General features: G+C 63.2%; 28 protein-coding genes and 1 pseudogene. 19 read left to right on the top strand and 10 right to left on the bottom strand.

From position 1 onward, the window contains the following. Nucleotides 1–2,775 (top strand): annotated as a pseudogene (locus tag ACH2EI_RS21845) (DEAD/DEAH box helicase); the annotation flags it as partial. Between the two features lie 10 nt (nt 2,776–2,785). On the opposite strand, the gene ACH2EI_RS21840 reads toward ACH2EI_RS21845, so the two are convergent. The 3 genes from ACH2EI_RS21840 to ACH2EI_RS21830 form a co-directional block, all read right to left on the bottom strand. After that, complete coding sequence (locus ACH2EI_RS21840; RefSeq protein ID WP_395155793.1) at nt 2,786–4,138, bottom strand: carotenoid oxygenase family protein; 1,353 nt, start codon at nt 4,136–4,138, stop codon at nt 2,786–2,788. Nucleotides 4,139–4,320: 182 nt separating this feature from the next. Next, the gene (locus ACH2EI_RS21835) at nt 4,321–4,905 is read right to left on the bottom strand and encodes a TetR/AcrR family transcriptional regulator (protein WP_395155795.1); all 585 of its coding nucleotides are present in this window, start codon (nt 4,903–4,905) and stop codon (nt 4,321–4,323) included. Between the two features lie 46 nt (nt 4,906–4,951). Continuing rightward, the gene (locus tag ACH2EI_RS21830) at nt 4,952–5,251 is read right to left on the bottom strand and encodes a hypothetical protein (RefSeq protein WP_395155797.1); all 300 of its coding nucleotides are present in this window, start codon (nt 5,249–5,251) and stop codon (nt 4,952–4,954) included. Between the two features lie 67 nt (nt 5,252–5,318). Between ACH2EI_RS21830 and ACH2EI_RS21825 the strand changes: the two genes are divergently transcribed. Beyond that, complete coding sequence (locus ACH2EI_RS21825) at nt 5,319–6,059, top strand: enoyl-CoA hydratase-related protein (protein ID WP_395155799.1); 741 nt, start codon at nt 5,319–5,321, stop codon at nt 6,057–6,059. Between the two features lie 46 nt (nt 6,060–6,105). On the opposite strand, the gene ACH2EI_RS21820 is transcribed toward ACH2EI_RS21825, so the two are convergent. Then, a complete protein-coding gene (locus ACH2EI_RS21820; RefSeq protein ID WP_395155801.1) occupies nt 6,106–7,509 on the bottom strand; it encodes a sortase in 1,404 nt (467 codons plus the stop codon). Nucleotides 7,510–7,711: 202 nt separating this feature from the next. On the opposite strand from ACH2EI_RS21820, the gene ccmA reads away from it, so the two are divergent. The 10 genes from ccmA (at nt 7,712) to ACH2EI_RS21770 (ending at nt 15,466) form a co-directional block, all read left to right on the top strand. Further along, a complete protein-coding gene (gene ccmA / locus ACH2EI_RS21815; protein ID WP_395155803.1) occupies nt 7,712–8,416 on the top strand; it encodes a heme ABC exporter ATP-binding protein CcmA in 705 nt (234 codons plus the stop codon). Then, nucleotides 8,413–9,192: a heme exporter protein CcmB gene (locus ACH2EI_RS21810; protein ID WP_395155805.1), complete on the top strand. Its 780-nt coding sequence runs from the start codon at nt 8,413–8,415 to the stop codon at nt 9,190–9,192. The genes ccmA and ACH2EI_RS21810 overlap by 4 nt, the downstream gene beginning before the upstream one ends. Before the next feature lie 70 nt (nt 9,193–9,262). Then, on the top strand, nt 9,263–10,063 hold the full coding sequence (gene ccsA, locus ACH2EI_RS21805) for a cytochrome c biogenesis protein CcsA (RefSeq protein ID WP_395155807.1): 801 nt from the start codon (nt 9,263–9,265) through the stop codon (nt 10,061–10,063). Then, entirely contained in the window at nt 10,063–10,197 is a 135-nt protein-coding gene (locus ACH2EI_RS21800; RefSeq protein WP_395155809.1) for a hypothetical protein, read from the top strand. The genes ccsA and ACH2EI_RS21800 overlap by 1 nt, the downstream gene beginning before the upstream one ends. Nucleotides 10,198–10,264: 67 nt before the next feature. Next, nucleotides 10,265–10,798 carry a cytochrome c maturation protein CcmE gene (locus ACH2EI_RS21795; protein WP_395155811.1) on the top strand — a complete coding sequence of 178 codons (534 nt, stop codon included), beginning with the start codon at nt 10,265–10,267 and terminating at the stop codon, nt 10,796–10,798. Nucleotides 10,799–10,835: 37 nt separating this feature from the next. Next, nucleotides 10,836–12,863, top strand: coding sequence for a heme lyase CcmF/NrfE family subunit (locus ACH2EI_RS21790; RefSeq protein ID WP_395155813.1), 2,028 nt, complete (start codon nt 10,836–10,838; stop codon nt 12,861–12,863). Further along, nucleotides 12,860–13,450 (top strand): TlpA family protein disulfide reductase, encoded by a 591-nt coding sequence (locus tag ACH2EI_RS21785; RefSeq protein ID WP_395155815.1) that lies wholly within the window; start codon nt 12,860–12,862, stop codon nt 13,448–13,450. The genes ACH2EI_RS21790 and ACH2EI_RS21785 overlap by 4 nt, the downstream gene beginning before the upstream one ends. Before the next feature lie 67 nt (nt 13,451–13,517). Next, nucleotides 13,518–14,015: a cytochrome c-type biogenesis protein CcmH gene (locus tag ACH2EI_RS21780; RefSeq protein ID WP_395155817.1), complete on the top strand. Its 498-nt coding sequence runs from the start codon at nt 13,518–13,520 to the stop codon at nt 14,013–14,015. Beyond that, the gene (locus ACH2EI_RS21775) at nt 14,012–14,839 is read left to right on the top strand and encodes a hypothetical protein (protein ID WP_395155819.1); all 828 of its coding nucleotides are present in this window, start codon (nt 14,012–14,014) and stop codon (nt 14,837–14,839) included. The genes ACH2EI_RS21780 and ACH2EI_RS21775 overlap by 4 nt, the downstream gene beginning before the upstream one ends. An 84-nt stretch (nt 14,840–14,923) precedes the next feature. After that, a complete protein-coding gene (locus ACH2EI_RS21770; protein ID WP_395155821.1) occupies nt 14,924–15,466 on the top strand; it encodes a DUF4190 domain-containing protein in 543 nt (180 codons plus the stop codon). 33 nt (nt 15,467–15,499) lie between these two features. On the opposite strand, the gene ACH2EI_RS21765 is transcribed toward ACH2EI_RS21770, so the two are convergent. Then, the gene (locus ACH2EI_RS21765) at nt 15,500–15,994 is read right to left on the bottom strand and encodes a SixA phosphatase family protein (RefSeq protein ID WP_395155823.1); all 495 of its coding nucleotides are present in this window, start codon (nt 15,992–15,994) and stop codon (nt 15,500–15,502) included. Nucleotides 15,995–16,008: 14 nt separating this feature from the next. Further along, on the bottom strand, nt 16,009–16,740 hold the full coding sequence (locus ACH2EI_RS21760; protein WP_395155824.1) for a DUF4328 domain-containing protein: 732 nt from the start codon (nt 16,738–16,740) through the stop codon (nt 16,009–16,011). Between ACH2EI_RS21760 and ACH2EI_RS21755 the strand changes: the two genes are divergently transcribed. Further along, nucleotides 16,739–16,870 (top strand): hypothetical protein, encoded by a 132-nt coding sequence (locus ACH2EI_RS21755; RefSeq protein ID WP_395161565.1) that lies wholly within the window; start codon nt 16,739–16,741, stop codon nt 16,868–16,870. The two genes, ACH2EI_RS21760 and ACH2EI_RS21755, sit on opposite strands and share 2 nt — an antisense overlap. A gap of 143 nt (nt 16,871–17,013) precedes the next feature. Here the strand turns inward: ACH2EI_RS21755 and ACH2EI_RS21750 are convergent, their stop codons facing one another. From ACH2EI_RS21750 to ACH2EI_RS21740, 3 genes are read right to left on the bottom strand one after another with little or no spacing between them, the layout of a single operon-like run. Next, nucleotides 17,014–18,702: a DNA polymerase gene (locus ACH2EI_RS21750; RefSeq protein WP_395155828.1), complete on the bottom strand. Its 1,689-nt coding sequence runs from the start codon at nt 18,700–18,702 to the stop codon at nt 17,014–17,016. Nucleotides 18,703–18,711: 9 nt separating this feature from the next. Beyond that, on the bottom strand, nt 18,712–19,050 hold the full coding sequence (locus ACH2EI_RS21745; protein ID WP_395155830.1) for a metallopeptidase family protein: 339 nt from the start codon (nt 19,048–19,050) through the stop codon (nt 18,712–18,714). A 42-nt stretch (nt 19,051–19,092) separates the two neighbouring features. Then, nucleotides 19,093–20,247 carry an Mrp/NBP35 family ATP-binding protein gene (locus ACH2EI_RS21740; protein WP_395155832.1) on the bottom strand — a complete coding sequence of 385 codons (1,155 nt, stop codon included), beginning with the start codon at nt 20,245–20,247 and terminating at the stop codon, nt 19,093–19,095. Nucleotides 20,248–20,308: 61 nt separating this feature from the next. On the opposite strand from ACH2EI_RS21740, the gene ACH2EI_RS21735 reads away from it, so the two are divergent. From ACH2EI_RS21735 to ACH2EI_RS21710, 6 genes are all read left to right on the top strand, one after another. Next, the gene (locus ACH2EI_RS21735; protein WP_395155834.1) at nt 20,309–21,058 is read left to right on the top strand and encodes a helix-turn-helix transcriptional regulator; all 750 of its coding nucleotides are present in this window, start codon (nt 20,309–20,311) and stop codon (nt 21,056–21,058) included. Nucleotides 21,059–21,161: 103 nt separating this feature from the next. Then, on the top strand, nt 21,162–22,061 hold the full coding sequence (gene metA, locus ACH2EI_RS21730; protein ID WP_395155836.1) for a homoserine O-succinyltransferase: 900 nt from the start codon (nt 21,162–21,164) through the stop codon (nt 22,059–22,061). A gap of 64 nt (nt 22,062–22,125) precedes the next feature. Continuing rightward, nucleotides 22,126–22,359, top strand: a complete 234-nt coding sequence (locus ACH2EI_RS21725; RefSeq protein WP_395155838.1) for a DUF3107 domain-containing protein — start codon at nt 22,126–22,128, stop codon at nt 22,357–22,359. Between the two features lie 47 nt (nt 22,360–22,406). Continuing rightward, nucleotides 22,407–23,381: an ArsA family ATPase gene (locus tag ACH2EI_RS21720; RefSeq protein ID WP_395155840.1), complete on the top strand. Its 975-nt coding sequence runs from the start codon at nt 22,407–22,409 to the stop codon at nt 23,379–23,381. Beyond that, the gene (locus ACH2EI_RS21715; protein ID WP_395155842.1) at nt 23,378–24,544 is read left to right on the top strand and encodes an ArsA family ATPase; all 1,167 of its coding nucleotides are present in this window, start codon (nt 23,378–23,380) and stop codon (nt 24,542–24,544) included. Before ACH2EI_RS21720 ends, ACH2EI_RS21715 begins: the two co-directional genes overlap by 4 nt. Nucleotides 24,545–24,613: 69 nt before the next feature. Then, entirely contained in the window at nt 24,614–26,119 is a 1,506-nt protein-coding gene (locus ACH2EI_RS21710; protein ID WP_395155844.1) for a sensor histidine kinase, read from the top strand. Between the two features lie 27 nt (nt 26,120–26,146). Here ACH2EI_RS21710 and ACH2EI_RS21705 read toward each other — a convergent pair whose 3' ends face one another. Then, nucleotides 26,147–26,425, bottom strand: a complete 279-nt coding sequence (locus ACH2EI_RS21705) for a WhiB family transcriptional regulator (protein ID WP_395161567.1) — start codon at nt 26,423–26,425, stop codon at nt 26,147–26,149. Between the last annotated feature and the right edge of the window lie 372 nt (nt 26,426–26,797).

The following is a 26,797-nucleotide window of genomic DNA, read 5'->3' as shown; positions in this document are numbered from 1 at the left end:
GAAATCCACGAACTCGACGACAAGTCAGCCCAGGCCCGGCTGATGGAGCACTACCGGCTCGACGCGTTCGCTGCCAACAACCTGGTCTCGTATATCGGCGAGCAAGTCGAGTCGACGGGTGCGGTCCCGGACGATCGCACCATCATCGTTGAACGATTCCGTGACGAAATCGGTGACTGGCGGATCTGCATCCTGAGCCCGTTCGGCACGCCGGTCCACGCGCCGTGGGCGATGGCGATCGAGCGGCGACTGATGGAGCAGTACGATATTCCGGTTGAAACGATGTGGGGTGACGACGGCATGGTGCTGCGGCTGCCTGAGTCGGCTGACGAATTGCCGCTTGAAGCCATCCTGATCGACCCGGAAGACATCCACGAACTTGTGGTCGAGATGCTCCCACAAACGGCACTCTTCGCGGCGCGGTTCCGTGAGTGCGCCGGCCGTGCCCTGCTGCTGCCACGCCGCCGCCCTGACAAGCGCACTCCGCTCTGGCAACAGCGACAGAAGGCGGCTGACCTGCTGGCCGTCGCGTCGAAGTATCCGACGTTCCCGATCCTGTTAGAGGCCTCGCGCGAGTGCCTCCAAGACGTGTTTGACGTCCCGGCGCTGCGAGAAGTGCTCAGTGACTTGCGAAGTCGCAAGGTGCGAGTGGTCAGCGTCGACACTGCCAAAGCCAGCCCGATGGCGTCGAGCCTGCTGTTCAACTGGATCGCCGCCTATATGTATGAAGGCGATGCCCCGCTCGCCGAACGCCGGGCCGCGGCACTTGCACTCGACCGCGATTTACTGCGCGACTTGCTCGGTGCCGAAGAGCTGCGCGATCTCCTTGATCCCGAGGTGCTCGCCGACGTCGAGCTGCAGTTGCAGTGCCTGACTCCTGGCCGGCGGGCGCGGAGCGCTGACGAACTCCATGACGTGCTGCGCAAGGTGGGCGACCTGTCGGCCGCTGAAATCGATCTGCGTTGCCGGTCTACAGCTGACGAAGCGGCCGCCGCACGCGAAGAGCAAGCCGCCGATGGCGAAGCAGGCGTCGGGCCTGCGCCGTTCGAGCACGCTCCAGCCGGTCAACCAAACGAACGGGCGGTGCAGTGGCTGCAGCAGCTGCTCCGTGAGAAGCGCGCCATCGAGATCTCGGTGGCCGGTGAAGTTCGCTACGTGGCTGGTGAAGATGCAGCCCGGTATCGGGATGCACTCGGCTGTGCGATCCCGCTCGGTTTGCCGATGGCGTTCACCGAGCCGGTAGCGCGGCCGCTCGAAGAACTCGTCGGCCGGTTCGCGCGCACACACGGACCGTTCGTCAACGCCGACGTGGCCCGTCGATTCGGTGCGCCGCCAGAGCGAATCGCCGGAGCGCTCGCGGCGCTCGAGGGCGAAGATCGGGTGGTCCTCGGTGAGTTCCGGCCAGAGGGTGTCTCGCGCGAGTTCTGTGAGGTCGATGTCCTGCGCCAGCTGCGCCGCCGGTCGCTGGCTTCGCTGCGTAAAGAGGTCGAGCCAGTCGAACAGGCGGCGTTCGCCCGGTTCCTTCCGGCATGGCACAACATCCCTGCTGACAGGGGTGGCATGGACAGCCTCGTCGAATCGCTCGGCATGCTGACCGGCGCTGCGTTGGTTGCCTCAACGATCGAGGCCGACGTGTTGCCAGCCCGTGTCCGCGGTTTCCGCCCATCGATGCTCGACGAACTGTGCACGGCAGGCGAGTTGGTGTGGATCGGTGCCGGTGCTGTCGGCGCGAAAGACGGTCGTATCCGCCTCTGTTTCGCTGATCAGCTAGCGCTGTTGTCGCCAGGCTGGGAAGAACGTGACCGGCCCGAAGGCGTGATCCACGACGCGATCCGCACGTTGCTCGCCGAACGGGGCGCCAGTTTTTGGGGCCAGCTGCGTGCTGCGGCGCCTGGGTCGCTCGACCCTGAGATCCTTGCTGCGCTGTGGGACCTCGTCTGGGCGGGTGAGGTCACGAATGATTCGCTTGCGCCGCTGCGCGCTGTGCTGGGCGGGGCCAAGGTCAAGGCCGGCTCGAAGAATTCGGCGAACTCAACGACGCGTCGTGGCGGTCGACCGCGACCAGGTCGACTGAACCGCATTGGGCCACCTGCTGGGCAGGGGCGGTGGAGCCTGGTCGCACCGCTCCTCCTCCCGGCAGTTCACCCGACGGAAGCGTCGCATGCACAGGCGCTGCAAATGGTTGAGCGGTACGGCGTGGTCACCCGCGAGGCCGTCTTGGCAGAGGGCATCGCCGGTGGTTTCACAAGCGTGTACGGGGTACTCAAGGTGCTGGAAGAGCGCGGCCAGATCCGCCGCGGCTACTTCGTCGACGGTCTGGGAGCGGCTCAGTTCGCAGTGCCCGGCGCCGTCGATCGGCTGCGTGCTGCACGCGAAACACCCGACCCGCTACTGCATCCCGAGAACATCCCCGACCCGATCGTGTTGGCCACCACCGATCCGGCTCAGCCGTTCGGTGGGGCACTCGACTGGCCCGCCACGGCAGGCCGGCCTGCACGGAACGTGTCGTCGTTGACCGTCTTGCGCGCCGGTGAGCCCCTGGTCTGGTTCGACAAGCGCGGCCACCACCTTGTGACGTTCCCGAATGCGTTGATCGACACCAGCTGGATCGGCGCGTTGAAAATGCTCGTTACAGATGGCCGGTTGAAAGTGCTTGAAATTCGCAAGGTCAACGGTGACACCCTCATGGATGCCAGCACCCCCGAGGGCTTCATCGAACTACTGCGTGCCAGCGGTTTTACCGACGGCTACCGGGGCATGACCTTCCGAGGCTGACGCCGGCGGATCACCCCGGCGACACCGAGGTATCTGGAACCCAGTTGCCGTGGAAGCCGAACGGTACACGCTGGGGGAGCGTGATTCGGGCGACTTCGCCGCGTCCGAGGTCCTCGGCGTCAAGCACGCACAGATCGCTCGTGTCGGTGGTGGCGTCGTAGGCGACGGTGAGGAGCCATCCGGCGTCTTCAGCGGTGCCGTCGGCCTTCGGCACGAATACCGGCTCGGCACCGCCACGGCCCGGTCCGTACTCGTATGCCTCAACCGTCCCGGTTTCGAAGTCGGTTTTGAGTGTGGCACCGTGCAGGTTGGCCTCGTCAGCTGGCAGGACCTCGGACGTGTAGCCGAAGCGATGTTGCTTGAGGCCAAAGCGGGGGTTGTGGCGAGGAAATTCCTGCGGGCGATCGCTGATGCGGGTCTCGGTCACTCGACGAGTTTTCGGGTCGATGACCCAGCGGTCGAGGGTCGGGGGAGTCTCAGCGAACGGGCCCTGTCGGTCGTTGACCATGAGGTTGTCGTAGCGGCAGAGGTCGACGACGACGGTTCCGTCAGCAGCGTCGTACGCGTTCAGGGGGTGGAACACGTAACAGGGGTCGACGTCGCACCACACGATGTCGGTCGCTGTGCCGTTGCGGGGGAGGAGCCCGACCCGCGCAGCGCGGTCGGCGTTCCACTTGAACGGGAAGGGGTAGCCCTCGACGAGGACGTCCATGTTGACCGTGACCGGGAGGTCGTAGACGATTGCGTATTTCTCGGTCAGCGACATGTCGTGCATCATTGGCATGTCGGTCACCGGGATGGCGAGGTTCTTCGTGACGCGCCCGTCACTGTCGACCACCGTGTAGTTGACGTGGTCGATGAGGTCGGGCCAGTGGTAGTTCATCGAGTGCAGTTCACCCGTCGCAGCGTCGTACTTTGGGTGGGCAGTGAAGGGACCGTCGAGGGTGCCGTGGAACGGATTGATGCTGCGCGACTCAAGGTCGTAGCTCAGCTCGACCGGCGGGTTGCCGCCCTCGACCATCGCCCACGTGGTGCCGGCAAAACCGCCGACGTTGGTGTTGGCGCCAAAGAGTCCGGCAGCACGCTCAGCGCTGTCGAGCACCCAGCGGTTCTTGTACCACTCGGCCTTGCCGCCGCGGAGCCGAACGCCGTGCACCATGCCTTGACCGAGAAACCAGTGATGCTTGATGGCGTCGTCGACGGACTCCGGGTTCGGACCGTTGCGGAGCCAGCGACCTTCGAGTTCCTCCGGGATCTCGCCGACGACCGGCAGGTCATGCGCCGTGACTTCTGATTCGACTGGGGCGTAGTTGCCGGCGAGGTACTTGTTCTCGATGTTCGGGCGGTTCTGCAGGTCGGTCATGACACGTTCCTTCTTTCAGGATAGGTGTACGCCTGTCAACTCAACACGATGAGTGCGCGCCTGTCAACCCACGCGACCTCAGAAATCCCGTTTGCGTCGACGTTTCCGTGGACAGTCCAACGGAAACGTCGACGCAAACGTCGACGCAAACGGGGTGTGCGGCCAAACGGGGTGGGCGCGGGCTACTTGGGCGAGACGGCGCGGAGGCCGGCCCAGGCGAGGGCACTGACTTCGGCGGCGATCTCGTCGGGGTCGAACTCGTCACCCAATTCGACCAGTCGGCGACTGGCACCTTCGGCGAGGCCGACAAGTGCGTGAGCTAACGTTTTGCGGTGCGACTCGTCGATGTCAACGGCGATCAGCGGGGCAATGGCCTGTGCCGAGTCAGCGGTGATTTGGCGAACCGCTTCATTGAACTCGTCGTCGCGTCGAGAGCCCGAACCAAAGAGCAGGCGGAAGCCGTCGTGGTCTTCGGCAACCCAGCGGAAGTAGGCCCGGAAGCCGAGCTCGGTCGTGCTTTTGCCATCGGTTGCTTCGGCAGTGGCCTTGGCAATGTTGTTCCGCAGACGGTTGCCGACTTCAGCGATCAACGCCTGATATAGATCACGCTTGGAATCGAAGTGCTGATATAGCACCGGCTTCGTCACGCCAGCGGCATCGGCGACGTCGTTCATCGACGCACCGTGGAACCCGGCGTTGGCAAAGACCTCGAGAGCAACATCGAGGATCTGCTCGCGACGGGCAGGGGCGGAAAGGCGTTGGGACATGGGAGTTACCACATGGTAACCGGCAACGAGGGCTCTGTGAACGAGTTCAGAGGCCGCGTTCGCGGTCGTCGCGGTCAGCAGCCTTGACGGCGTAGCCGAGGATGATCGACGGTGCGAGCAGAACGCAGCCAATCACCAGCGAGATGATCACCAGCGTTGCCATCACCGAGGTGAACCCGAAGGCGAACGCCATGAAGAACAGTGCCATCGCCAGAGCGACGAACAAATAGCCGACGCGGTTGGCGAGCAAAGTCCACTTTGCGATCTTGGCACGCTTGACACGGACGGGATCAGTTGACGGGGCGAACGGCGTAGCCGCTTGGGATTCAGGTTCGGTATTCGACATACAGTCCCATCATGCTACGAGTCGGCCGCCACCAATTCATTCCGACGCCTCCGAATCGGGCGCAGCGATGACCGTGCACATGGAGCGTGACGGCCGAGTCACCATCGTCACGCTCGACCGGCCCGAACGACGCAATGCCATCGATCATTCAACATTGCTTGAACTCCTTGCCGTACAGACAGAGATCGCGGCGCGCGCTCCCAGCGAAACGCGAGCAGTGATCCTGACTGGAGCAGCGCCAGCCTTTAGCGCGGGGGCCGACCTGAACGGTGTCGAAGAGGGCCAGTTCACCGCGGACCTGCAAGCCGTGCTTCGAGGATTCGGTGCGCTCTCCGTTCCGGTGATCGCAGCGATCGACGGCCCGGCGCTCGGCGCTGGCACGCAGTTGGTGATTGCGGCCGATCTCCGCATCGCCACACCTTCCAGCCAGCTCGGCATCCCGGCGGCGCGGCTCGGGATCTCCATCGACCACTGGACGATCCGTCGGCTGGCCCAGGAGTTCACCCCGTCGGTGGCGCGAGCGATGTTGGTCGGCACCGAGAATTACTCCGCCGAACGACTGCACACCCTTGGGGGCATCCATCGCCTCGGCGACCTGTCCGACGCCAAGGAATGGGCGCAACGACTCGCACAGTTCGCACCACTGACGGTTGTTGCCCACAAGCTCGGGTTGGAGACTCTGGGCGCCGAGTACGACGAGGTGGCAGCGTTCGAATCGGCCCGTCAAACGGCGTGGGCCAGCGCAGATGCCGAAGAGGGCCGCGCGGCCTTCCTCGCGAAGCGTTCCGCCAATTTTACAGCCACCTGACCTTTGCCGAACTGACGGGTTGCTCTCTGAACGAGAGTGAATCGGATCAGAGGTTCGGTGGCAGGAGTCGGTTGACGTTCTGGAAGAAGAAGTAGAGGGTGACGATGAATGGCAGCATGCCAATCAACGCGCCGGCCCAGTCGCGGCGGAGCTTGCGACTGATCAGGTAGGCGCCAGCTGCGATGGCCGAGAGTGCAACGCCCCAGATGCCCACCTGGCCGTTGGCGGACGGATCGCTGAACCATCCCTCGCTGAACGCATCGGCGATGCCCTCGTTGGCAGCGTCGGTCCCGAGCATTTCGGCATCGGACTCAAGCGTGGCGTCAACCGGAGCTTCGCCGAGCTCGCCCGTAATGCTGCCGTTCGGGTCGACGACTGGTTGATCGACTGCGATGGGCTGGTCGAGCTGCTCTCTGTCTGATGGAGTATTCGTGCTTGATTCGCCGATGGGCTCGTCTGGGCGCGGAGGCTCGGGTACAACCTCGACAGAGCCTGGTTCTGTCGGTCGGCCGTAATTGATGATGGGTTCGCCGACAGGCGCCGACTCCGAGTCGACGAGTTCGCTGAAGATCACGATCCGCTTTTGGGCGGTGTATTTCGGTTCGCACGATATGAGCGTCAGCGTGGCCTTGGTCGGATCGGTGGTGGCAACGACCCAGTGCATATTCGACGCCACGATGCGCTGCCCGGTGACCCGGTAGGTGAAACGTCCGTTGAGGGTGGTGGCGATGATCTCGTCGCCCAGTTGCAGGTCGTCGACGTTGAAGAACGGTGCGCCATACGTCGTCCGGTGACCAGCGATTGCTGAATTGCCGAGTTGGCCGGGCAGCGGCGTGTCGGGGAAGTGACCGGGGCCGCGCTTCAAGTCGCTTGTGGCGACGCCGGCGACGACGATGTCGTTACGGCCGATCTTGGGGATCTCGAGTCGAGCGAGCGCACTGCCGTTCTCGATGCTTGTGTCGATGTTCTGTTGCTCGACGGGTACCGGCGGAGCGGTTGGTGTGCCCACCGGCTCAAGAGCCTTGACGGGTTGGCCAGCGGCGTCAACGGTCGTTGTGGCCGGTGCTGTTTCGCTGCCACCATCAGCAGCGAAGTCAGGGGCCGTGACAGGAGCCGAATTGGCGAGGAGTGCGTCGAATTCGCTCTCGAGTCGGTTCTGGGCGCGAGCGGTCTCGATGCCGGTGCCCCACAGTTGATAGGTGACGAAGCCGAAAATGAGGAGGCCGGTGGCAATGAGGGTCTTGCCGAGATTGCCGACCCACCAGCGCCAATCCTTCGGAAGCGTCGGCCGGTCCCATTTTTGAAGGCGGCCGCGACGGGGCAGCTTCGGGGCGTTGACCGGTGGGGGAGAGGGCGTGAAGCCGCCGGAAGGATTGGCGGTCCCGAACGCGCTCATCTGATCCAAGACCATATTGCCGCTGTCTGACACGTTCGGATCAAAATCTGACACCGCTGTGAACCTACTTGCTGTGTCATGAGAACTTTCGTCGCTTGCCAGCTCGATTCCCAGAACGTTTCGCCGCCTTTCCATCTGGCCGTGAACCCGGCGCCGAACTGCCGCGAACTGCCGCGAACTCGCGCATTTGCAGCGCTACTTTTTTCGGGTCAAAAGGCGACAGGTCAGCAGCCCCCATTAGCGTGGTGTCGAGCCAATGATGTCGCCGGCACCTTCTCCTTCTCCTTCTCCTTCTTCGGCAACGGTCGAAGGGCCAGTCATCGCACTCGACGACGTCGTCGCAGTCCTGGGTCAGTTCCCTGCACTCGCCGGCGCGTCCCTGACGGTCGAACGTGGTGAGATTGTGCTCCTGCGCGGCCCGAACGGCGCTGGCAAGACGACATTGCTCCGCCTGTGCGCCGGGTTGCTTCCGGTCGAACGCGGCACCGCCACCATCCTCGGATTCGACTTGTCGACGCAGCGCGAACTGGTTCGCCCGCATGTTGGCCTGCTCGGCCACCAGAACGGCCTGTACCTCGACTTGAGCGTCCGCGAGAACGTCAACTTCTGGGGGCGGACCGTGGGGGCGTCGACCGACGAGATCCATGCGGCGATGGTGAGAATGGGCGTGGCAGAACGGCTTGCCGACATACCGTGTCGCAAGCTGTCAGCAGGCCAGAAGCGCCGGACATCGCTGGCCTGTCTCGTCGCTCGACGGGCACAGGTCTGGCTACTCGACGAACCCCACGCAGGCCTCGACGCAGCTGGCCGTGACGAACTCGACGCCACGCTTGCCCAGGCCGCAGCGTCGGGCGCCACGATCCTCGTGGCGAGCCACGAGCTTGAGCGGGCAGGCAACTTGGCGACCCGCTCGGTCGAAGTGGTCGCCGGTCAGATCACCGCACTCGAAGGTGAGAAATGAGTACCTGGCGGGTCGCCCGCTTGATCGCTGCCAAAGACCTTCGGGTTGAGCGACGCAGCAAGATCGTCACCAACCAGGTGCTGCCGTTCGCCGGGATCACCATGGTCAGCTTCGCGTTCGCATTGGACAAGCAGAACGTGCTCGACACGGTCGCGCCCGGTCTGATCTGGTTGGCAACGACGTTCAGCTTGCTGATCTTGGTGCAACGTTCGTTCTCTATCGAGACCGATGACGGAGCGCTCGACGCGATGCGTGTGGCCGGCGTCGATGCCCGAGCGATCTTCCTCGGCAAAGCAATGGCGCTGGCGGTCCAACTCCTCGTCGTCGAAATACTGCTGCTGTTCGCCGCTGTCGTGTTGTACGGAGAGTCGATTCAATCAAGTGGCGCAGTGCTGGCGCTGTTCGATACTCCAATCACGGTCGGAGGCGTCGACGTCTTGCTCGGTGGAACATCGACCGGGGCGCAGAGCCCCGTCGTTGCCGTTGTGCTCCTCGTCACGACCCTGCTCTCCGCGACGTGTGGGCTCGCTGCGGTGGGTACCCTCTACGGAGGTCTTGCCGCAGGGTTCAAGGGCAGCGAAACACTCCTTCCGCTGCTCACGCTTCCTGCGGTGGCGCCGGTCCTGATCGGAGCAACCAAAGCAGTCGAATCAGCGGTCGGTACCGCAGGCGCAGTGGTGTCAGAAGGTTGGCAATGGGTCGGCCTGCTGGCAGTGTTTGCTGTCGCAAGCGGTATCGGCGGAGCGCTGGCGTTCGGCCCACTGATCGACGAGTAGTCGATCGACAACTCGAGCGGCGAGCAATCGCCAGACAGCCATCACCCAGCGAACGAACGACGGGCAAGAGATGACCACGATTGATCCAGCGAGAACCGAGCTACAACCGAGCGAAGCGCCGTCGCCGCGCCGTTCGACCGGCACTCGAGTAACGCGTGCCATCGGCATTGGTTGCCTCACGGCAATGGGGTGGCTTGTTGCTTTCGGTCTTGGCTTCTCGCCGGCCGATCGTGACCAGAAGGAATCAGTGCGCATCCTCTACGTGCATGTTCCGACGATCTGGCTGGCCTACCTTGCTTTCGTCGTCACGGCTGTCTCGTCGGGTTTGTACTTGTTCACCAAGAAGCGGTCGCTCGGTTGGGACCGCGTCGCTGGTGCCAGTGCCGAAATCGGAGTGGCGTTCGTTGCAGTGACGCTTGCTGTTGGCTCGATGTGGGGTCGCCTCACGTGGGGTGTCTTCTGGCAGTGGGATGCACGGCTCACCACCACGGCGCTGTTGTTCGTCACCTACATCGGCTACCTCGCAGTGCGGCGGCTTGGAGGCAGCCACCAGCAGCGCGCCAAGCGCAGTGCTGTGCTGGGAATGATTGCTGTCATCGAGATCCCGCTCGTTCACTTCAGCGTCAAGATGTGGCGCAGCCTCCACCAGGAGGCCACGGTTGCCAACCTTGACGGCGACACGAAGATGGACGGGATCATGCTGTTCAGCCTGTTTGTCGGTGTCATCGCCTTCACCTTTCTCTATGTCTGGCTGATGCTGCACCGCACTCGGGCAATGGCGATGGAAGACATGCTTGAAGATCGCGGCCTCGACGATGCACTCGTTGCCCGTCGGGCCGAAGCCGCCGCCCAACAGAACGGAGCCCGCTGATGGAAGACGCAGGATTCATCCTCGGGAGCTACCTCCTGACCTTCGTCACCGTCGGACTGTTTGCCTGGCGGACGATCCGGTCAGGGCGCAAGCTCGCCGATCAGATTCCCGACGAAGACAAGTACTGGCTCTAGCAAACTTTCATGAATTCACCGCAGCTCGCGGTGGGTTCCACTCCCCGAAATGAGATGCTCGCCTGACATGGCTGACCACGAGAAGTCCGAACCAAACCCAATGAGCCCAATCGAGGGCTCCGATATGGATCTGTCGCCACGGACGAACGTCGATGGCACCGCCCTTGGCGTCAAGCGCAAACGCAACGTCGTGCCACTGGTCGTGCTTGCGCTGGTCTTTGTTGCGGGTGGCGTCATTGTCACGCAGTTCCTCACCTCAGCCGTCGATTACTACTGCAACGTCGACGAAGTGGGCGTGCGTGAAGGGTGCGACGGTGACCGTCGAATCCGTCTGCAGGGCACTGTCGACCAGGATTCGATCGAGCTCAAGAACGGCATCACGGCATTCAGTATCTCGTTCAACGGTGCGCATCTGCCGGTGCGCTACGAGGGCGATCCGGGCGGCATCTTCAAAGAGTGCATCCCTGTCGTTGTCCACGGCGTGATCGAAGACGGCGCTCTGGTGGGCGACCGTGTCGAGGTGAAGCACTCCGACGAGTACGTTTCCGTGAACGACGAGCGCGTCGCTGACGCCGAGGATCTCGGATGCCCCACCGCGTAGCGGTCACACTGTGCCAGGCACAGTGTGACCGGACGTCATGATTGCGGCGTCTCTCAACTCAGCTGTCGGTCGTGCCGGGCTGATGCTGATGCTCGGTGCATCGGTGTTTGGTGCGCTCGCGGTGCTGTACGGCATTCGCAAGGGCGACACGAAGCTGCTCCGCCAGAGTCCACGCTATGCATGGCTCGCACTTGCTGGCATTGTCTTGTCGGTCGTGATGATGCAGCGCGCACTCATCACTCGCGACTTCTCGATGGCCTACATCCAACAGGTCGGCTCCCCTGACACGCCGACGCTCTACAACGTGGCTGCGATGTGGTCGGCGCTCGAAGGCTCGATTCTGCTCTGGGCCCTCGTACTCGCGGGCTTCACCGCTGCCGTTGCGTGGCGATTCCGCAAACGGACCGACGACGTCCTCGTCGGCTGGGCACTGATCGTGATGTTTGTCGTCACGGCCTTCTTTGCCCTGGTCAGCTTCGGCCCAGCTGATCCGTTTGCGAACGGTGTTGCAGGGTTCGACCCGTCGCAGGCACGCGGGCCCAACCCGCTGTTGCAAAACCACATCCTGGTGTTGTTCCACCCGCCGATCCTGTACCTCGGATTCGTCGGTTTCACCGTGCCGTTCGCCTTCGCGATCGCAGCACTGGTCACTGGTCGGCTCGGCGAAGGCTGGCTTCTCGAAACTCGTCGTTGGGCGCTGTTCTCGTGGGCCTTCCTCACGATCGGCATTCTGCTTGGCGGATGGTGGAGCTACGAAGTCCTCGGCTGGGGAGGTGTGTGGGCGTGGGATCCCGTCGAGAATGCTTCGCTGCTGCCTTGGTTGACCGGCACTGCGTACATCCATTCGGTGCTGGTGCAGGAACGCCGTGGCATGTTGCGTGTCTGGAACCTCAGCTTGTTGGTCGCAACGTTCTCCCTGACGATTCTCGGCACGTTCCTCACCCGATCGGGCGTGATTGAGTCGGTGCACGCATTCGGCGACGGTCCGGTCGGCACCTGGTTCCTCGCCTTCTTCGGCTTGATCGTCGTCGTCTCACTGGGTCTCATTGCCTGGCGAGGTGACCGACTCCGCTCACCCGGGTCGATCGATTCGCCGTTCTCCCGCGAGGGCGCGTTCCTTGCGAACAACGTGTTGTTCACGGTCTTTGCGTTCGTCGTGCTGCTTGGCACGCTGTTTCCGCTGCTCGTCGAGGTCCTCTATGACCGTCGCACCATCGTGGGCGCGCCGTACTTCGACCGGTTAAGCATGCCGATTGGCCTCATGTTGTTGTTCCTGATGGCCATCGCCCCGGTGCTGCCGTGGCGCAAGGCGTCGACCGAATTGTTGCGTGACCGATTGTTCTGGCCCGCCTGGGCTGGTGCTGGCGCGCTCGTTTTCTCGGTGGCTGTCGGCGCGACCGGATGGGCGCCGCTTGTCGCCTTTGCCTTTGGTGGCTTCGCCAGCGGCGCAGCAGTCCGCCAGATCGCACTCGCCAGCCGGCGGCAGGGTTGGCGCGGCTTCGTGGGGCGCGCAAACGGCGGCATGGTTGTCCACCTCGGTGTCATCATGATCGCCGTGGCGCTCGCTTCGTCGAACAGTTTCACACACGCCACGCGGCTCCAACTCGAGCAGAACGTCGTGCAGGAGTGGTCCGGCCACACCTTCGAACTCACCTCGCTGACGGAGAACACCAGCCAGGCCGGCCAGAGCGCACTCGAAGCGCGGGTCGTTCTCGACGGGGGTAAAACCATCGTCCCGGCGATTACGACATACCTCAACATGGGCATCGACGTGCCAACGCCTGGGGTGCGGACAGGCCTCACCAACGACGTGTACCTGACCCTTGAGCAGGGTTCGAAGCCCGGCGATACGTCGGTCTCGCTCCAAGCCTTTGTCCGGCCGATGATCCTGTGGCTCTGGATCGGCGGCCTGGTCATGGCCATCGGCACGCTGCTCGCGGCGTTCCCGGGCAAGAAACAACGCCGCGCGACAGACCCCGTGTCGGCGCCGATCGCGACCGGCAAGGCCGATCCGCAGGGTCATGACGGCGAACCGGAACCAGAGCCCGCCGGGGCCAGCGCATGACAGAGGTCAGCGACGATCTGATCGATGTCGGAGAGCAGCGTCGAAACCGGGTTGCTCCCTGGATTGCAATGGCTATAGCAATCTCGATGATCGGCCTCTTCGTCGTTCTCATCGGTGCTGGCTCCGACGGTGGGCAAGACGCCCAGTCGCCGCTGCTTGGTCGGCCCGCACCGGAGGCCACCGGCACCTTGATCGACGGCGGCAACTTCGATCTGTCGCAGCGCAAGGGAAGTTGGGTCCTCCTCAATTTCTTTCGGGCCGACTGTGTTCCCTGCATCCAAGAGCACCCCGCCCTCGTCGACTTCAACGAGCAACAGGCAGCGTTGGGAATCGATGGCGCCGAGTTCTACTCGATCGTTGTCGACGACAGCCGCGAGGACGTCGAAAAGTTCTTCGCCGACAACGGTGGCGATTGGCCAGTCGTGCTCGATCACCATTTGATCGATGTTGCCTTCGGCGTTGCCCTCGTTCCCGAGACGTGGTTCATCGATCCGAGTGGCATCGTTCAGGCCCGGATCATTAGCCGCGTGTCAGCCGAACGCCTGAACATCACGCTGCAGCAGCTGCGCGAGGTCGGCGCCAGATGATGTCAGCGTGGTCCCATTTTGACCCCAAAAATCTTGGACGGGAACATCGACAGTGGGCGAGGCTCGAATGAGTGACCGGAATCGCCGGATCAAGTCGTGGCCGAGTTGGGTCGTGCTGCTGATCGTCGTTGCGTCGGTGCTTGCCGTCGGTTCGACGCGTAGTGCTGGGCCGCAAACGCAGGAAGAACGAATCGACGCAGTTGCTCGTCGAGTCGCTTGCCCGGTCTGTAACGGCGAGAGCGTCTTCGAGTCGCGCAACCGGGCCTCCCGGGCGATTCGCAACGAGATCACGGACCTCGTCCGAGGAACCGAGGCCACGGACGACCAGATCATTGCGGGGCTCGAGAACACCTACGGCGCCGACGTGCTGCTCGTTCCGAAGGCGACCGGATTCGACGCACTGATCTGGGTCTTGCCGGCTGTTGCCTTCGTGCTCGGTGTCGCAGGCCTGGCGGTCGCTTTCCGGCGATGGAAATTGCAGGCCGAGGCGAACATTGACCCCACCGACGCCGACCGCGACATCGTCGCGGCAGCGCTGCGCGACCGCGACGACAGACCGCGATGACCGATCTTGAGGCAGAACAGCAAGAGGCCGACGACGTCCTCGAGCCTGAGCAGCCAGTGTCGCCGTCGCGGAGCGGGGCTCACCTCGAACGAATTGCCGAGTTGGAAGAAGAGCGGCGCTTTCTTCTGCGCTCCCTCGATGACCTGGAGCGGGAACACGACGTCGGCGATGTCGATGACGCCGATTACACGACTCTGCGTGACGGCTATACCGTTCGCGCTGCGGCTGTGTTGCGTGAGATCGGTTCGGGCAAGTCGCGGCTTGCCTCCAAGAAGCCGCGCCGTTGGGGACGTCTCGTCATGACCAGTGCTGCAGTGCTTGCATTGGCAATCGGGATTGGATTCGCACTCGCGAATGCGTTCGGTGAACGAGGCGCTGGCCAGGAAATCACCGGCTTCGACCCGGGCAACGACGCACGCGTTGTCCTCGCCTCGGCCCGCGACGCCGTGAACGAAGGCGATTTTGGGCTCGCGAATTCGCTCTTTGCGCGAGTTGTCCAGATGGAACGTGAGCGCGAGGTTGACAACGTTGAGGCGATCACGTATTTCGGATGGACTCTTGCGCTCCAGTCTGTGCAGGACCCCGACGCCGAATCGTCTGGCCAGCGACTCGATGCTGCTCGTGTTGCGTTGCGGCAGGCGATTCAGCTCGATGACGATTACGCCGACCCGAACTGTTTCCTCGCGATCATCGAGTTCAACTTCTTCGACGATGCCGACGCGGCGCTCCCCTTCGTCGATGCGTGCGAGGAGAAGAACCCGACGTCTGACATGGAACAACTAGTCGCCGGATTCGCCGCCGAGATCCGCGCCGCCGCCAGCTGAGAGACAACACGGAAACAGAAACGGCGCGGTACGGCAGGTGGCGTAATCCCCTCCTTGCTCGGGCTCGGTCACTACGGTGAGGCAATGGCCAACACTCCGCCGCCTCCGGGCGACACGCCCCCGCCCCCACCGGGTGGGACACCGCCGCCCCCGGGCTTTGCACCGAACACACCCCCGGCACCGCCGACAGGGGGAGTACCGCCACCGCCACCCGGAGGCGCGATGCCGCCAGCCCCACCCGGCGCTCAGCCGCCGATGAACCAGCCGCCGGGCTACGCGGCTGCGCCCGCGAATCCTGCTGGAACTCCGCCGCCTCCCGGGTATGTCCCGTTCGGAACGCCGCCGCCCGGCGATGGCCGGCGAACCAATGGTCTAGCTGTCGCCTCGCTCGTCCTCGGGATTGTCGGGATCATCCTCTGCTTCTTGTTCATCCCGTGGATTCTCGCGATCATCTTCGGCGCAATCGCGATCAAGCAGTGCAACGCAGACCCGACCTACACGGGCAAGGGCCTGGCCATCGCCGGCCTCATCTGTGGGCTCGTGGGCCTGGCGATCATCGTGTTGATCTTCACCACCGGTGAAACGAATTTCGACTTCAACTCGGTTGGCTTCGACGCAGTCCGCTGACCGGAGCGCTCCCGTCAACGACTTCTTTATCGACTATTTCTTCGCCGATTTGGCTGCCAGAGCGGGTGGCGGCCAGACCTTCCCGCGGGTGATCCGATCGCCCTTGCGGCGCAAGACCCACACACTTGCCTTGCCCCAGTCGGGAGGAGTGTCGACCTCCATGCCGCGGCGCACGAGTGCGTTGATGACGGCGGGAATGATGTCGCCGTGGCTGCAGAGCACTGCACCGTTCTCGACCTCGTTGATCAGATCAAGGACCGGCTCGAACGGCTCGTCTTCGAAGAGCCGCTGCTCGGACTGAACGGGAAGGCCGGCGAGGGCACCGAGCGGCTCGAGGGTCTGCATGCAGCGCACGTACGGGCTCGAGTAGAGCGCCGTGATTTTCTTCTTTGACAGGCGCCGCGCCACTGCCTGAGATTGTTTCCAGCCGGTCTTACTTAATGGCCGGTCGACGTCTTCACCCGTCCAGACTCGTCGTTCGCCGGCCTTCGAGTGCCGGACGAGATAGATCACGGCTGAGCTGCCCATCGCGAAACTCCTGCTCAGTTCTCGCCGGTCAGCGAACGGTGACGGGCGGTCAACTGTCGGGAGAACATGATGAACACCACCGCTGCGATCAGGCTGCCAACAGCACCGATCATCGTGGCAGCGGAGCCGGTTTCAGCGAATCGTTCAGCAACGGCCTCGGTGCTCGTGTCGCCGAAACCGGTGAAGATCGAGTTGGCTGAAACGCCGAGCATGATTAACGGCAGCAGTCCGAAGAACAGCCACCAGGTCAGCAGCAAGGGATTGTCTTTGGAACCGCCCGAAACGGCTCCTGCCTGGGCCTGGGGTGCGGACTTGATCCACTGTTCGCGCAGCATGAGCGCCGGGATGACAAACAAAACGCCGGGCGGGAGCATCCACCCGAAGACGGCGAACAGTGGATGCCAGGTGGTGGACATGCCGTACTTGCGCAAGTTCGACGTGATCCTGAACATCCAGATCATGACGAGGATGGCGCCGAGAATCATGGCAATCCCGGCAACGGCGGAGATGGCCGATGACGATACAACGCTGTCTTCGAACTCGGAGCGTGTTGTCGTCCCGTTGATGAAGTCGGTTGCTTTGGCCTGTAAGGACGACTGGATGAACCCGTTGACAAGGGCGCCTGCGCCGGCAATGCCGACCACGACCGTGATCGCTGTCGACAGGCCGCCGATCCGGTTGAACTGCTGTGTCGAGGTTGCGGTCGGCGCGCTGCCGTAGGCCACGTAGCCCGGAGGCGGAGCCATGTTTCCCGGCGGCGGCGGCGGCGGCGGCGGCGGTGGTGTCGGTGTCGGTGTCGGTGTCGGTGTCGGTGTCGGTGTCGGTGGCGGTGGGGGTGGCGGTGAACCCGGCGGCGGTGGCGGCGGCGGTTGGTGACCAGGTGGGGGAGGGGGCATATCGCTCACCCGAACCAAGCTACCCGCGGTCTATTCGCCTGTCTCCCTCAGATCGCTGCGGGGAAGGGGGAGCAGGGGAGGAGCAGAGGAGGGGGTCGGAGTGCGAACCACCGAGCGCATCCGCTACTTTGCCTCGGACCAGCGTCTGATGATGCTGGTGTCGCTGACGAAGCGGACGGGTTGGTGGCCTGCTTGATCACGTGGCGCCCAGCGATGTGCTGCTTCTTGCAGGCAACGATCGAGGAGAGCGGCAGCGTCGGGCCCATTCTGCTCGGGCACGTGAATCAGAACTTCGTCGTGGAGGCAAAGGACGATCTGCGCACCGAGGGTTCGGCCACGGGCCCGCATCAACACAGCCCAGGTCTTGAAGAACTCGGCGGCCGCCCCCTGGACCATCGCATTGCGTCCGTAGCGACCCCGAGCGGCAGCCTGTGAACGGGCATCGCGTTCGCTGACTTCATTTGTGTTCGTCGAACTCATCCGGACAAGCCGCCCGCCGTAGGTGCGGAGGTCGTGGCTGCCCTGTGCTGATCGTTCTGCGGCTGCGAGGTAGTCCATGGCAACCGGGTACTCGCGCTCTAAGCCGCGTAGGGCCTCGGCGCCCTTGCCGGTGGTCTGCCCGTACATCGCGCCGAGCACGGCGACCTTGGCGATGTCGCGCTCCACCCGGAGCTGGGCCGCAACGGGCGCGTACATATCGTCTTCCTGAGTCGCCGCTGCGAGCTTGGGGTCCCTCGCCACGGCAGCGAGTATCCGTGGCTCGATCTGGCCGAGGTCGGCGCGCACGAACACGTGGCCTGGTTCGGCCGCAATGGCGGGGCGGAGCTCGGCGGGCATGTTGTGCAAGCCGACGGTCGCGGTCATTCGCCCGGCTGCGCCATCTGAGCCCGACCAGGAACCGTGCAGCCGTGAATGGCCCGACGGATGATTGGCGGCGATGTTGTCGTCGATCCATTGGAAGCCGAACGTCGTCAAAATGCGCTCGGCGCGCCGCCAGGCCATGAGCGGCTCGACGATCGGGTGCGCATCGCGGAGCGTCTCAAGCCGCCAGGCTCGAGTGTCGGGTACCTCGATGCCGACCCGACGGAGTAGCGACTTCACCTGGTCGGGGCTGCGCAGGTCGAAGGTTGAACCAGCGGGAAGATGTTGGAGCACTTCAGCGTCGCGCCGTGCGAGCTCGGCGTTGGCTTCTCCGGCAGTCGTCGGTCGTGGCCCCACAAAGCCGGCCACGATCGATTCGCCGACACTGAGTTCGAACGGAAGTCCATCGACTTCCATCTCGGCGCACAGCAGCTCGCAAGCTGACTCGGAAAAAACCGTTGCCTCGGAATGGATGAGCGGAACCTGGAGCTGCTGCGCCATGACGGCCAGATCGGCCCAGCGGAGGGCCCGGTCGGCCGTGTTGTTCCACTCGCCTTCGACCCACTCTGGGCGGAGATGTCCGTCAGGACCGACCGGTTCGTTCGGGTCGCCGCTGTCGACGGCCTGCGAGAAGAGGTTGACGGGTACCCGAGTCGGGATTGTCGTGGCGTCAAGCTCGTGGAGGAGGGCCCAGATCTGTTCCGGGCCAGAATTCCAGCCGCCGAAGATCAACCGATGTGTTGCTGAGAGATCCCAACACCGCCCGGGTCGGATGTTGGCTTCGACCAACTGTCGGGCCGTCGACTTGTTCCACCACACCCAGCGAGGCGATTCTTCGGCCTCGATGCGGGCAACCTCACGAATGTCGACAACCCGTCCGGTGGTCCCTGGTTCGACGAGCGCCGCGACACCTTCGTCAGTGATCGCGAGACCGATCAGTTCGCCTGCCATCGATTTGGGTCAACCCCAACCCAGTTCGTGGAGGCGATCGTCATCGATGCCTGCAGCGTGCGCGACTTCGTGGATGACGGTGACGAACACTTCGTTCTCGAGGTCGTCCATGTCCTCGCACATGTCACAGAGCGCGAGCCGATAGATCGACACGATGTCTGGGCCTTCTTGGCCGGTGCGTTCGGTGTGTGGCACACCCTCGTACAAGCCGAGCAACGTGGGCTCGTCCGGATGTCGGTTGAGGACCTGCACGACGACGTTGTCGAGAACGTGCTGGAGTTCGTCAGGCAGGTCGTCGAGCGCGTCGGCGACCATCCGGTCGAACTTATACTTCGGCACCGCCTCCATCACAAAAACCTCTCGTGAGACGTGTAGCGGCGAATTCCGAACTCAGATGATCTTGAGTTCGGGGGAGTAGATCTTCTTCGGCTTCATGTCGACAGCGATCTGGCGGGCCATCTCGTGGAAGATCTTGGCCGACTCGGACTCGGGGTCGACTGCCGTGATCGGCTTGCCGTCGTCGCCACCTTCGCGTAGCGCCGGCACGAGTGGAAGCTGACCGATGAGCGGAACCCCAACGTCGTCAGCGAGTGCTTGGCCGCCGCCGGACCCGAAGATCTCGTACTTCTTGCCGTCGTCACCGGTGAACCAGGACATGTTTTCGATGACGCCGCGAACGGGCAGGTTGACCTTTTCGGCCATGGCTGCCGACATCGCGGCGACCTTCTGTGCGGCGGGTTGAGGGGTGGTGACAACGAAGACCTCGCCACGCGGCAGGTACTGCGAGAGCGACAGGGCGATGTCGCCGGTGCCGGGCGGCATGTCGATGAGGAGGAAGTCAGGCTCGTCCCAGAACACGTCGGTGAGGAACTGCTCGAGTGCCTTGTGCAGCATCGGGCCACGCCAGATGACGGCCTCGCCTGCCGGGACGAAGTAGCCGATAGAGATCGCACGGACGCCGTACATTTCCGGCGGGATCAGCATCTCGTCGATGACGACCGGGTCGCGATCGGTGCCGAGCATGCGCGGGATCGAGTACCCGTAAATGTCGGCGTCGATAATGCCGACCGAGTAGCCCTGTGCGGCGAGGGCAACGGCGAGGTTGGTGGTGACGGTCGATTTGCCGACGCCACCCTTGCCCGACGAGATGAGGAGCGGACGGGTCTTCGAACCGTTCTTGGAGAACGGCACCACACGGCCTTCGGCGTGCCCGTGGGCCTGGCCCTGACCGGCAGATGCGCCTGCATCGCCGTGCAGCGTCTTACGCAGGTTCTCGCGGTCCTCGTCGCTCATGACGGTGAACTCGAGGTCGATCGACTCGACGCCCTCGAGCTGCGTTGCAGCATCAGAGACTCGCTTCTCGATTTCTGCCTTGAGCGGGCAGCCCGGAACCGTGAGAGCAATGAGAATGCCAACCACCCCGTTCTCCATGATCGAGACGCCACGGAGCATGCCGAGGTCGACGATTGAACGATGAAGCTCCGGATCTTGGACTGGCCGGAGGGCCTCGACGATCTGCTCTTCGGTGACAACGGGTCCACTCATGGCCTCCAGTGTGTCGATGGCCTGCGGGATTTGCACTACGGCGATAGGTAATATTGTCGACGTGTCCACTGGAACTGCGTTCACCGCCACTGTGTCGGCGATCACCGATGCTTTCGGCGACCCGACGCGCCGCTCCGTCTATCTTTTCGCCCGCGAACGTTCTCGAGCCAACGATGGCGAGGCGCCGGAAGGTGTCACAGCGTCGATCGTTGCCAAGCAGGTGGGTGTGCACTCCAACGTGGCACGCCATCACCTCGACAAGCTTGCAGCCGGCGGGTACCTCGAAGTTGTCACCGGTAAGCCGAGCGGCACCGCCGGTCGACCATCGAAGCACTACGTAGCCGTCGGCGGCGCGCTCGACGAGGCGACGTTCCCCGTCCGGAGCGACGACTTAGTGCTGTCTTTGCTCGGTCGTACGTTGAGCAAGCTGCCCCGCGATGAAGCCGAGCAGATGGCCGAAGAAGTTGGCTCCGAATACGGCAGAGCTATGGCGGCCGGACTCACGGGCGATGCGCTCAAGGCCGGTCAACGCTCATTGCGATCAGCTATCCAGGCAGTCGCCGATGCACTGTCGGCCCATGGATTTGCAGCGCACGCAGAAGGTCGCAATGATCAACTGAAGATCATCAACAACCACTGCCCCTTCGGCGACATCGCCGCCGAACACCCGGTGATCTGCGCAGTCGACCGCGGCATGGTCCGCGGGATGCTCAGCGAGCTCTACAAAACCGACGACGATGACGCCTTCCGCGACATCACCACCGACTCGTCGTTGGCTGCCGGCGACACCTTCTGCACCACCTCCGTCTGATCCGGCCCCACCGGCTTGGTGGGAGAGCCCGTCGATGATCGACATGACCAAACTGCATGCTCCACCCTGGATGACAGCAGCACAATCGCAATAGCCTCGGCGCATGCCGATCAAAATTCCGGACTCGCTGCCGGCTCGAGCACTCCTCGAGCAAGAAGGTGTGATGGTGATGACCGAGTCCACCGCCGTGCGCCAGGACATACGGCCGCTGCGAATCGGTCTGCTCAACTTGATGCCCGACAAAATCGCCACTGAAACCCAGATCGCGCGCCTCATTGCCTCGACGCCGCTCCAGGTCGAACTGACCCTCGTACGGGTCGGCACTCATGCGTCCAAGAACACCTCCGAGGACCACCTGATCTCCTTTTACCGCACGTGGCATGAAGTTCGGAACCAGAACTTCGATGGCTTCATTATCACCGGCGCCCCGATCGAGACGCTCCCCTTTGACGACGTCACCTATTGGTCAGAACTCACCGAGATCCTGGATTGGACCACGACCAACGTGCACTCCACGTTCAGCATCTGTTGGGGAGCAATGGCCGCGCTCTGGCACTTCCACGACGTACCAAAGCACATCTTGCAGGACAAGGCGTGCGGCGTCTATCGGCACCGCAACCTCCAGCCGACATCGCCGTACCTCATGGGGTTCTCCGATGATTTCTCGGTCTCGGTCTCGCGCTGGACCGAAGTACGTAGGGCCGACATCGAGCGAGTCGCAGGCCTCGAACTCCTGATGGAATCGGATGAGACGGGCGTCTGCCTCATCTCCGAGATGGAGGGACGCCGGCTCTACATGTTGAACCACATCGAATACGATTCGACGACGCTGGCCCACGAGTACCTCCGGGACATCGCGGCGGGCACGCCGACCAAAGTGCCGCACAACTATTTCCCCAACGATGACCCCAACCTGGCCCCGATCAACCGGTGGCGCTCTCATGCCTTCTTGCTGTTTAGTAACTGGATCAATCAGGTCTATCAATCCACCCCGTTCAGGTAGGTCAAGTAGGCCAAGTGCCAACACGACGCAGCAGGCGCAGCGTGGTCCCCTGTAGCCTGCGCATGTGGACGTACGCATCGGAGTCACCCAAGCCCCTCGTGAGATCAACCTCGAACTCGCCGACGACGCAGATCGCAACGATCTGAAGGCGCGCGTTGAGGCGGCCCTCTCTGGGGCCAGCGACGTGCTGTGGATCACCGATAAGCGCGGCAACGACGTCGGGGTGCCAGCAGCGAAAATCGCCTATGTCGAGCTCGGCTCTGCCGAGAGCACCCGCAAGATTGGCTTCGGAGACTGAGGACTTGTGGTCTGGGCCAAAGGCGCTGGCCGCAGGTGTAGGCCATCATGACCTCGCTCCTTGATCTCGACCTGCTCTGGGTGACGGGCAAGGGCGGCGTCGGCAAGACGTCCACGGCTGCAGCGATCGCTGAAGTTGCTGCGCGTTCTGGACGCTCGACGCTCGTCTGCGAGATGGACGCCAAGGGCGCGCTCGCATCGGCTCTTGGCGTCGACGAACTCGACTTCACGCCAGTCGAGGTTGCGTCGAACCTGCATGCGATGTCGATGAGCACCGAAGATGCACTCCGGGAGTATCTCCGACTCTTCGTGAGGATTCCGTTCATCGGGCGCATCGGGCCGCTCGCGAAGACCTTCGACTTCGTTGCTGACGCCGCACCCGGCGTCAAGGAGATCCTGAGCGTCGGCAAGTTGTGCTTCGAGGTCCGCGAGCAGAATTACGATTTGATCGTCGTCGACGCCGAATCGACCGGCCACATCGTCAGCCAGATCGGGGCACCGAAGGTGATCGCCGATCTCGTGCAGGTCGGCTTAGTTCGTGAGCAGACCCAATGGATGCTCGACATCCTGAACGATGCCGACCGAACCGGCGTCGCTGTGGTCACCACCCCGGAGGAGATGCCGGTGACCGAGTCGTCAGAATTGCTCCGCCGTCTGACGCTCGAGACCGGTGTGCATCCCGCCGTCGTGATTGCTAATCGCGTGCTTCCGGTGCTGTTCGACCGGCGCGAGCAGGCGGTGGTTGATCAACTCGATGCAGCACTCCCCACGCTCATCAACGCTGTTGGTCCAGGTGCCGGCGCCGTACTCGAAGCGGCCCGTTTCACAGATGCTCGTCGGCGCACCGGCGCTCAGCACCTCGGTCGGCTGCGCTCCGAACTCGATGCCGCCGATCCGCCGCTCAACATTCCGATCATCACCGTGCCGGAATTGTTCGCACGCAACGGTGGCCGGCGCGTTGTGTCGTTGATCGCCGACGGACTCGCGGACGAACTGGACATCGAGATTCCGAGCGACCGATGAGCGAAGTCGACAACCTGCTCGCCAGCCGCGAGATGGTCCTCGTGGCCGGCTCGGGTGGCGTCGGCAAGACCACGATTGCCGCAGCGATGGGGATTGCTGCAGCCCAGCGTCAGAAGGGCAAGATCCTCGTCCTCACGGTCGACCCTGCCAAGCGGCTCGCTACAGCACTGGGCCTCGACGAAGTCGGCAACACCCCGGTCCGGATCGAGCCCGCCATGTTCACAGAGGCCGGGGTCGCCGTGCGTGGCGAACTGTGGGTTGCCATGCTCGACACCAAGGCCGGTTGGGACGAGCTGATCCGCCGCCACGCCCCTGATGCCCAAGTGCGCGACGCCGTGCTGGCAAACCCGCTGTATCAGAACATCACGAGTCGTTTCGTTCACAGTCACGACTACCTCGCAATGGAACAGCTCCATGACCTGCATGCGACCGGCGATTTCGACCTGGTGATCGTCGACACGCCGCCGTCGCGAAATGCGCTGTCGATTCTCGATGCGCCGAGTCGGATGATCGAATTTTTTGGCAGCCGGCTGCTCCGCTGGCTCACCGTGCCGTATCGCTCGCGTCTTTTCACGGTCGCCTCAAAGCCGTTTTACCAAGTCGCCGATCGCGTGCTCGGGTCTCGATTCCTCCAGGACATTGCCGATTTTTTCGTGCTGTTCCAAGCTATGGAAAAGGGGTTCGTCAAGCGAGCGCGTGCTGTTGAAGCGTTGTTGGCCGATGCCCGGACGGCCTTCGTTGTCGTCACCACGCTCGAAACTGCTCCAAGTCACGAAGCAAAGTTCCTCGCCCAGGCATTACTCAATCGAGGCATGACGCTCGGAGCGATGGTGGTGAACCGTGTGTTGCCGGCCCGGCTTGCAGGCAACGATGCAATTGCCAGTGCCAACGCACTCCTCGAAGCCAGGCCTGAACTGGCCGATGCGGTTGCCGAGCAACTCGATGACGCATCGCCGGTGACCGTCGCTGCGGTGCTCGCTCAACTCGCCGAGCGATTCGACGATGTCGCACTCGTCGCGAGTCGAGAAACTGAACGTCGAGCCGAGCTCGCAACCTTTGCGACCACGATGCTTGACGTCCCATGGCTCACCGGAGACATTCACGACATCGCCGGCCTTGGCAAGCTCGCCGAGTATCTGCGGGTCGACTCCGTCAACGGCTAACGCGTCTCGCTCCAAACTGTCGGGCCGATTGCAACGGCTGCAGCTGTTGGATGCGGCAGACTCTCCTTGATGACTTCATTGGCCGACCTGTCACGGCAACACTCGTCACTCGATGGAGACGACATCGATCATTTGCAACGGCTCGGCGCTGAGTGGGCGTTTCTCGCGGATCTCTGTTTTGCCGACCTGCTGCTGTATGTCCGGTCGAACGATGGGAAGTGGGTCGTCGTCGACCAAGTCCGGCCTGCCACGAACCAGACCATGTACGTCGCTGACTACATCGGCACATGGGCGACTCGCGGCGCCAGCCTGCTCGAACAGGCCGCAGCGACCGGCGAGAGCCACGAAGGCGAGATCGCAGCAAGCGAGGGCGGTCGCGCCAGCACCCGGCTCATGGCGATTCCTGTGCGACGCGAAGGCCACGTGGTTGCCGTGCTCAGTAAGGAGTGGAAGGTCCAAGACGGTCGCAGCCTCGGTGAACTTGAGCTGGCCTACAGCGCAATCTTCGACAAATTTGTCCTCATGATCAACGCCGGCACGTTCCCGTTTGCTGGCCGCGTTGCTGACTCAAGCGCCGCGCCGCGCATCGGCGACGGCGTGCTGATGCTCGACGCGAACGGCACCGTCACCTACGTGTCGCCGAACGCGAACTCGGCGCTGCACCGCGTTGGGATCCATGCCAACCCGGTCGGTATGCGGCTCGCTGAACTCGGGTTCCACGATGGACCGGCCCGCCAAGCGTTCGAACGCATGGAGCCGGTAGTCGAAGAGTTCGAACAGGGTACCGAGGTCACGCTCCTCAGTCGGTGCGTGCCGTTGATCCTGCACGTCGATGGGAAACCGGTCGTCGATGGTGGTCTCATGCTTGTTCGTGACGTCACCGAAATTCGTAAGCGGGATCGCCTTTTGTTGTCGAAGGACGCAACGATCCGTGAAATCCATCACCGGGTCAAGAACAACCTCCAGACCATCTCGTCGCTGCTGCGTTTGCAGGCGCGTCGCCTCACGAACCCGGAGGCCAAGGCTGCAGTGTCCGAGTCGGTTCGCCGCATCCGCACTATTGCGCTGGTCCACGAGTCGCTCTCTCGGGAGCCTGGCGAAGACATCGCATTCATCGAGATCGTGCGACCGTTGCTCCGGCTGGCCGAAGAAGGTCTGCAATCACCTGACCGCCCGGTCAGGTTCACGGTCAGCGGTGATGGCGGCCGAATTGCTGCCGACACCGCAACACCGCTCTCGGTCGTGTTGACCGAACTGTTGCAGAACGCCGTCGAACATGGTTTCCCCGAGGGCAGTAGAGGCGGTGCAGTGACGGTGTTGTTGACTCAGCAGCTTCAGCAGCTCCACATCAAGGTCACAGACAACGGTCGTGGTGTCGACCCCGGTTTCGACCTCGATGCTTCGACTGGGCTTGGCCTGTCGATCGTTCGGACATTGGTGACGACCGAACTCAACGGCAGCATCTCGATCCGCCCAGCAGTTCCTGAGGACCTCGACGCGGCGGGCCTCGGTGATGGCTCGACACACAATCACGGCACGGTGATCGAACTGTCGGTGCCGACAGTCGCCGGCTGAGCCGCTTCGGCTTGACTTCGAGAAAAATCAGCCGACGGCAGAGCGAGCGGCGCGTGCTGCGGCCACTCGCTTGCGACGGATGACGCGCCGCTCTTCTTCTGTGAGGCCGCCCCAGATACCGGAATCCTGGTTGGTGTCGAGCGCAAAATCGAGACAACCCTGAGCGGACGGGCATTCGCCGCAGACTTCTTTTGCGTTGTCGATCTGCACCAGCGCGTTTCCGGTGGTGCCGACCGGGAAGAAAAGCTCCGGATCGGTTTCGCGGCACAGGGCGTCGTCTCGCCAATCTGTCTCCGCGGCTCCCAAGGCAATGCTGGACGCAAGAATCGTCACTGGTAAGTCTCCAAGGAGTTCGTTCTGGCGCTGCACGCGGGTCTGCAACGCAATGTGTGTGGGGCCGCCCGGTCGACGGATCTAACGTAGGCGCGACCAGTGGGCTCCGCAAGAGGCAGAGTGTGTGACGCGCGCGGCCTTGACGACGACGACGCGCGCGTGCTGAGGGGTTGGTGGGGGATGCCCAGGGGATGACCAGGGGGCGCTGAGGGGATAGTGGGGGTCCGATTCGGATGTGTGGCCAGGTGACCGCAATACTTCGAACATGCTGGTGATTGGACATCGAGGCGCTTCGGCTGCCGCTCCAGAGAACTCGATCCGGGCGTTCGAGTTTGCCGACAAGAT

The sequence above is a fragment of the Ilumatobacter sp. genome, from assembly GCF_041688325.1.
Taxonomy (GTDB): Bacteria; Actinomycetota; Acidimicrobiia; order Acidimicrobiales; family Ilumatobacteraceae; genus Ilumatobacter_A.
This window is presented reverse-complemented; position numbering and strand designations above follow the sequence as displayed.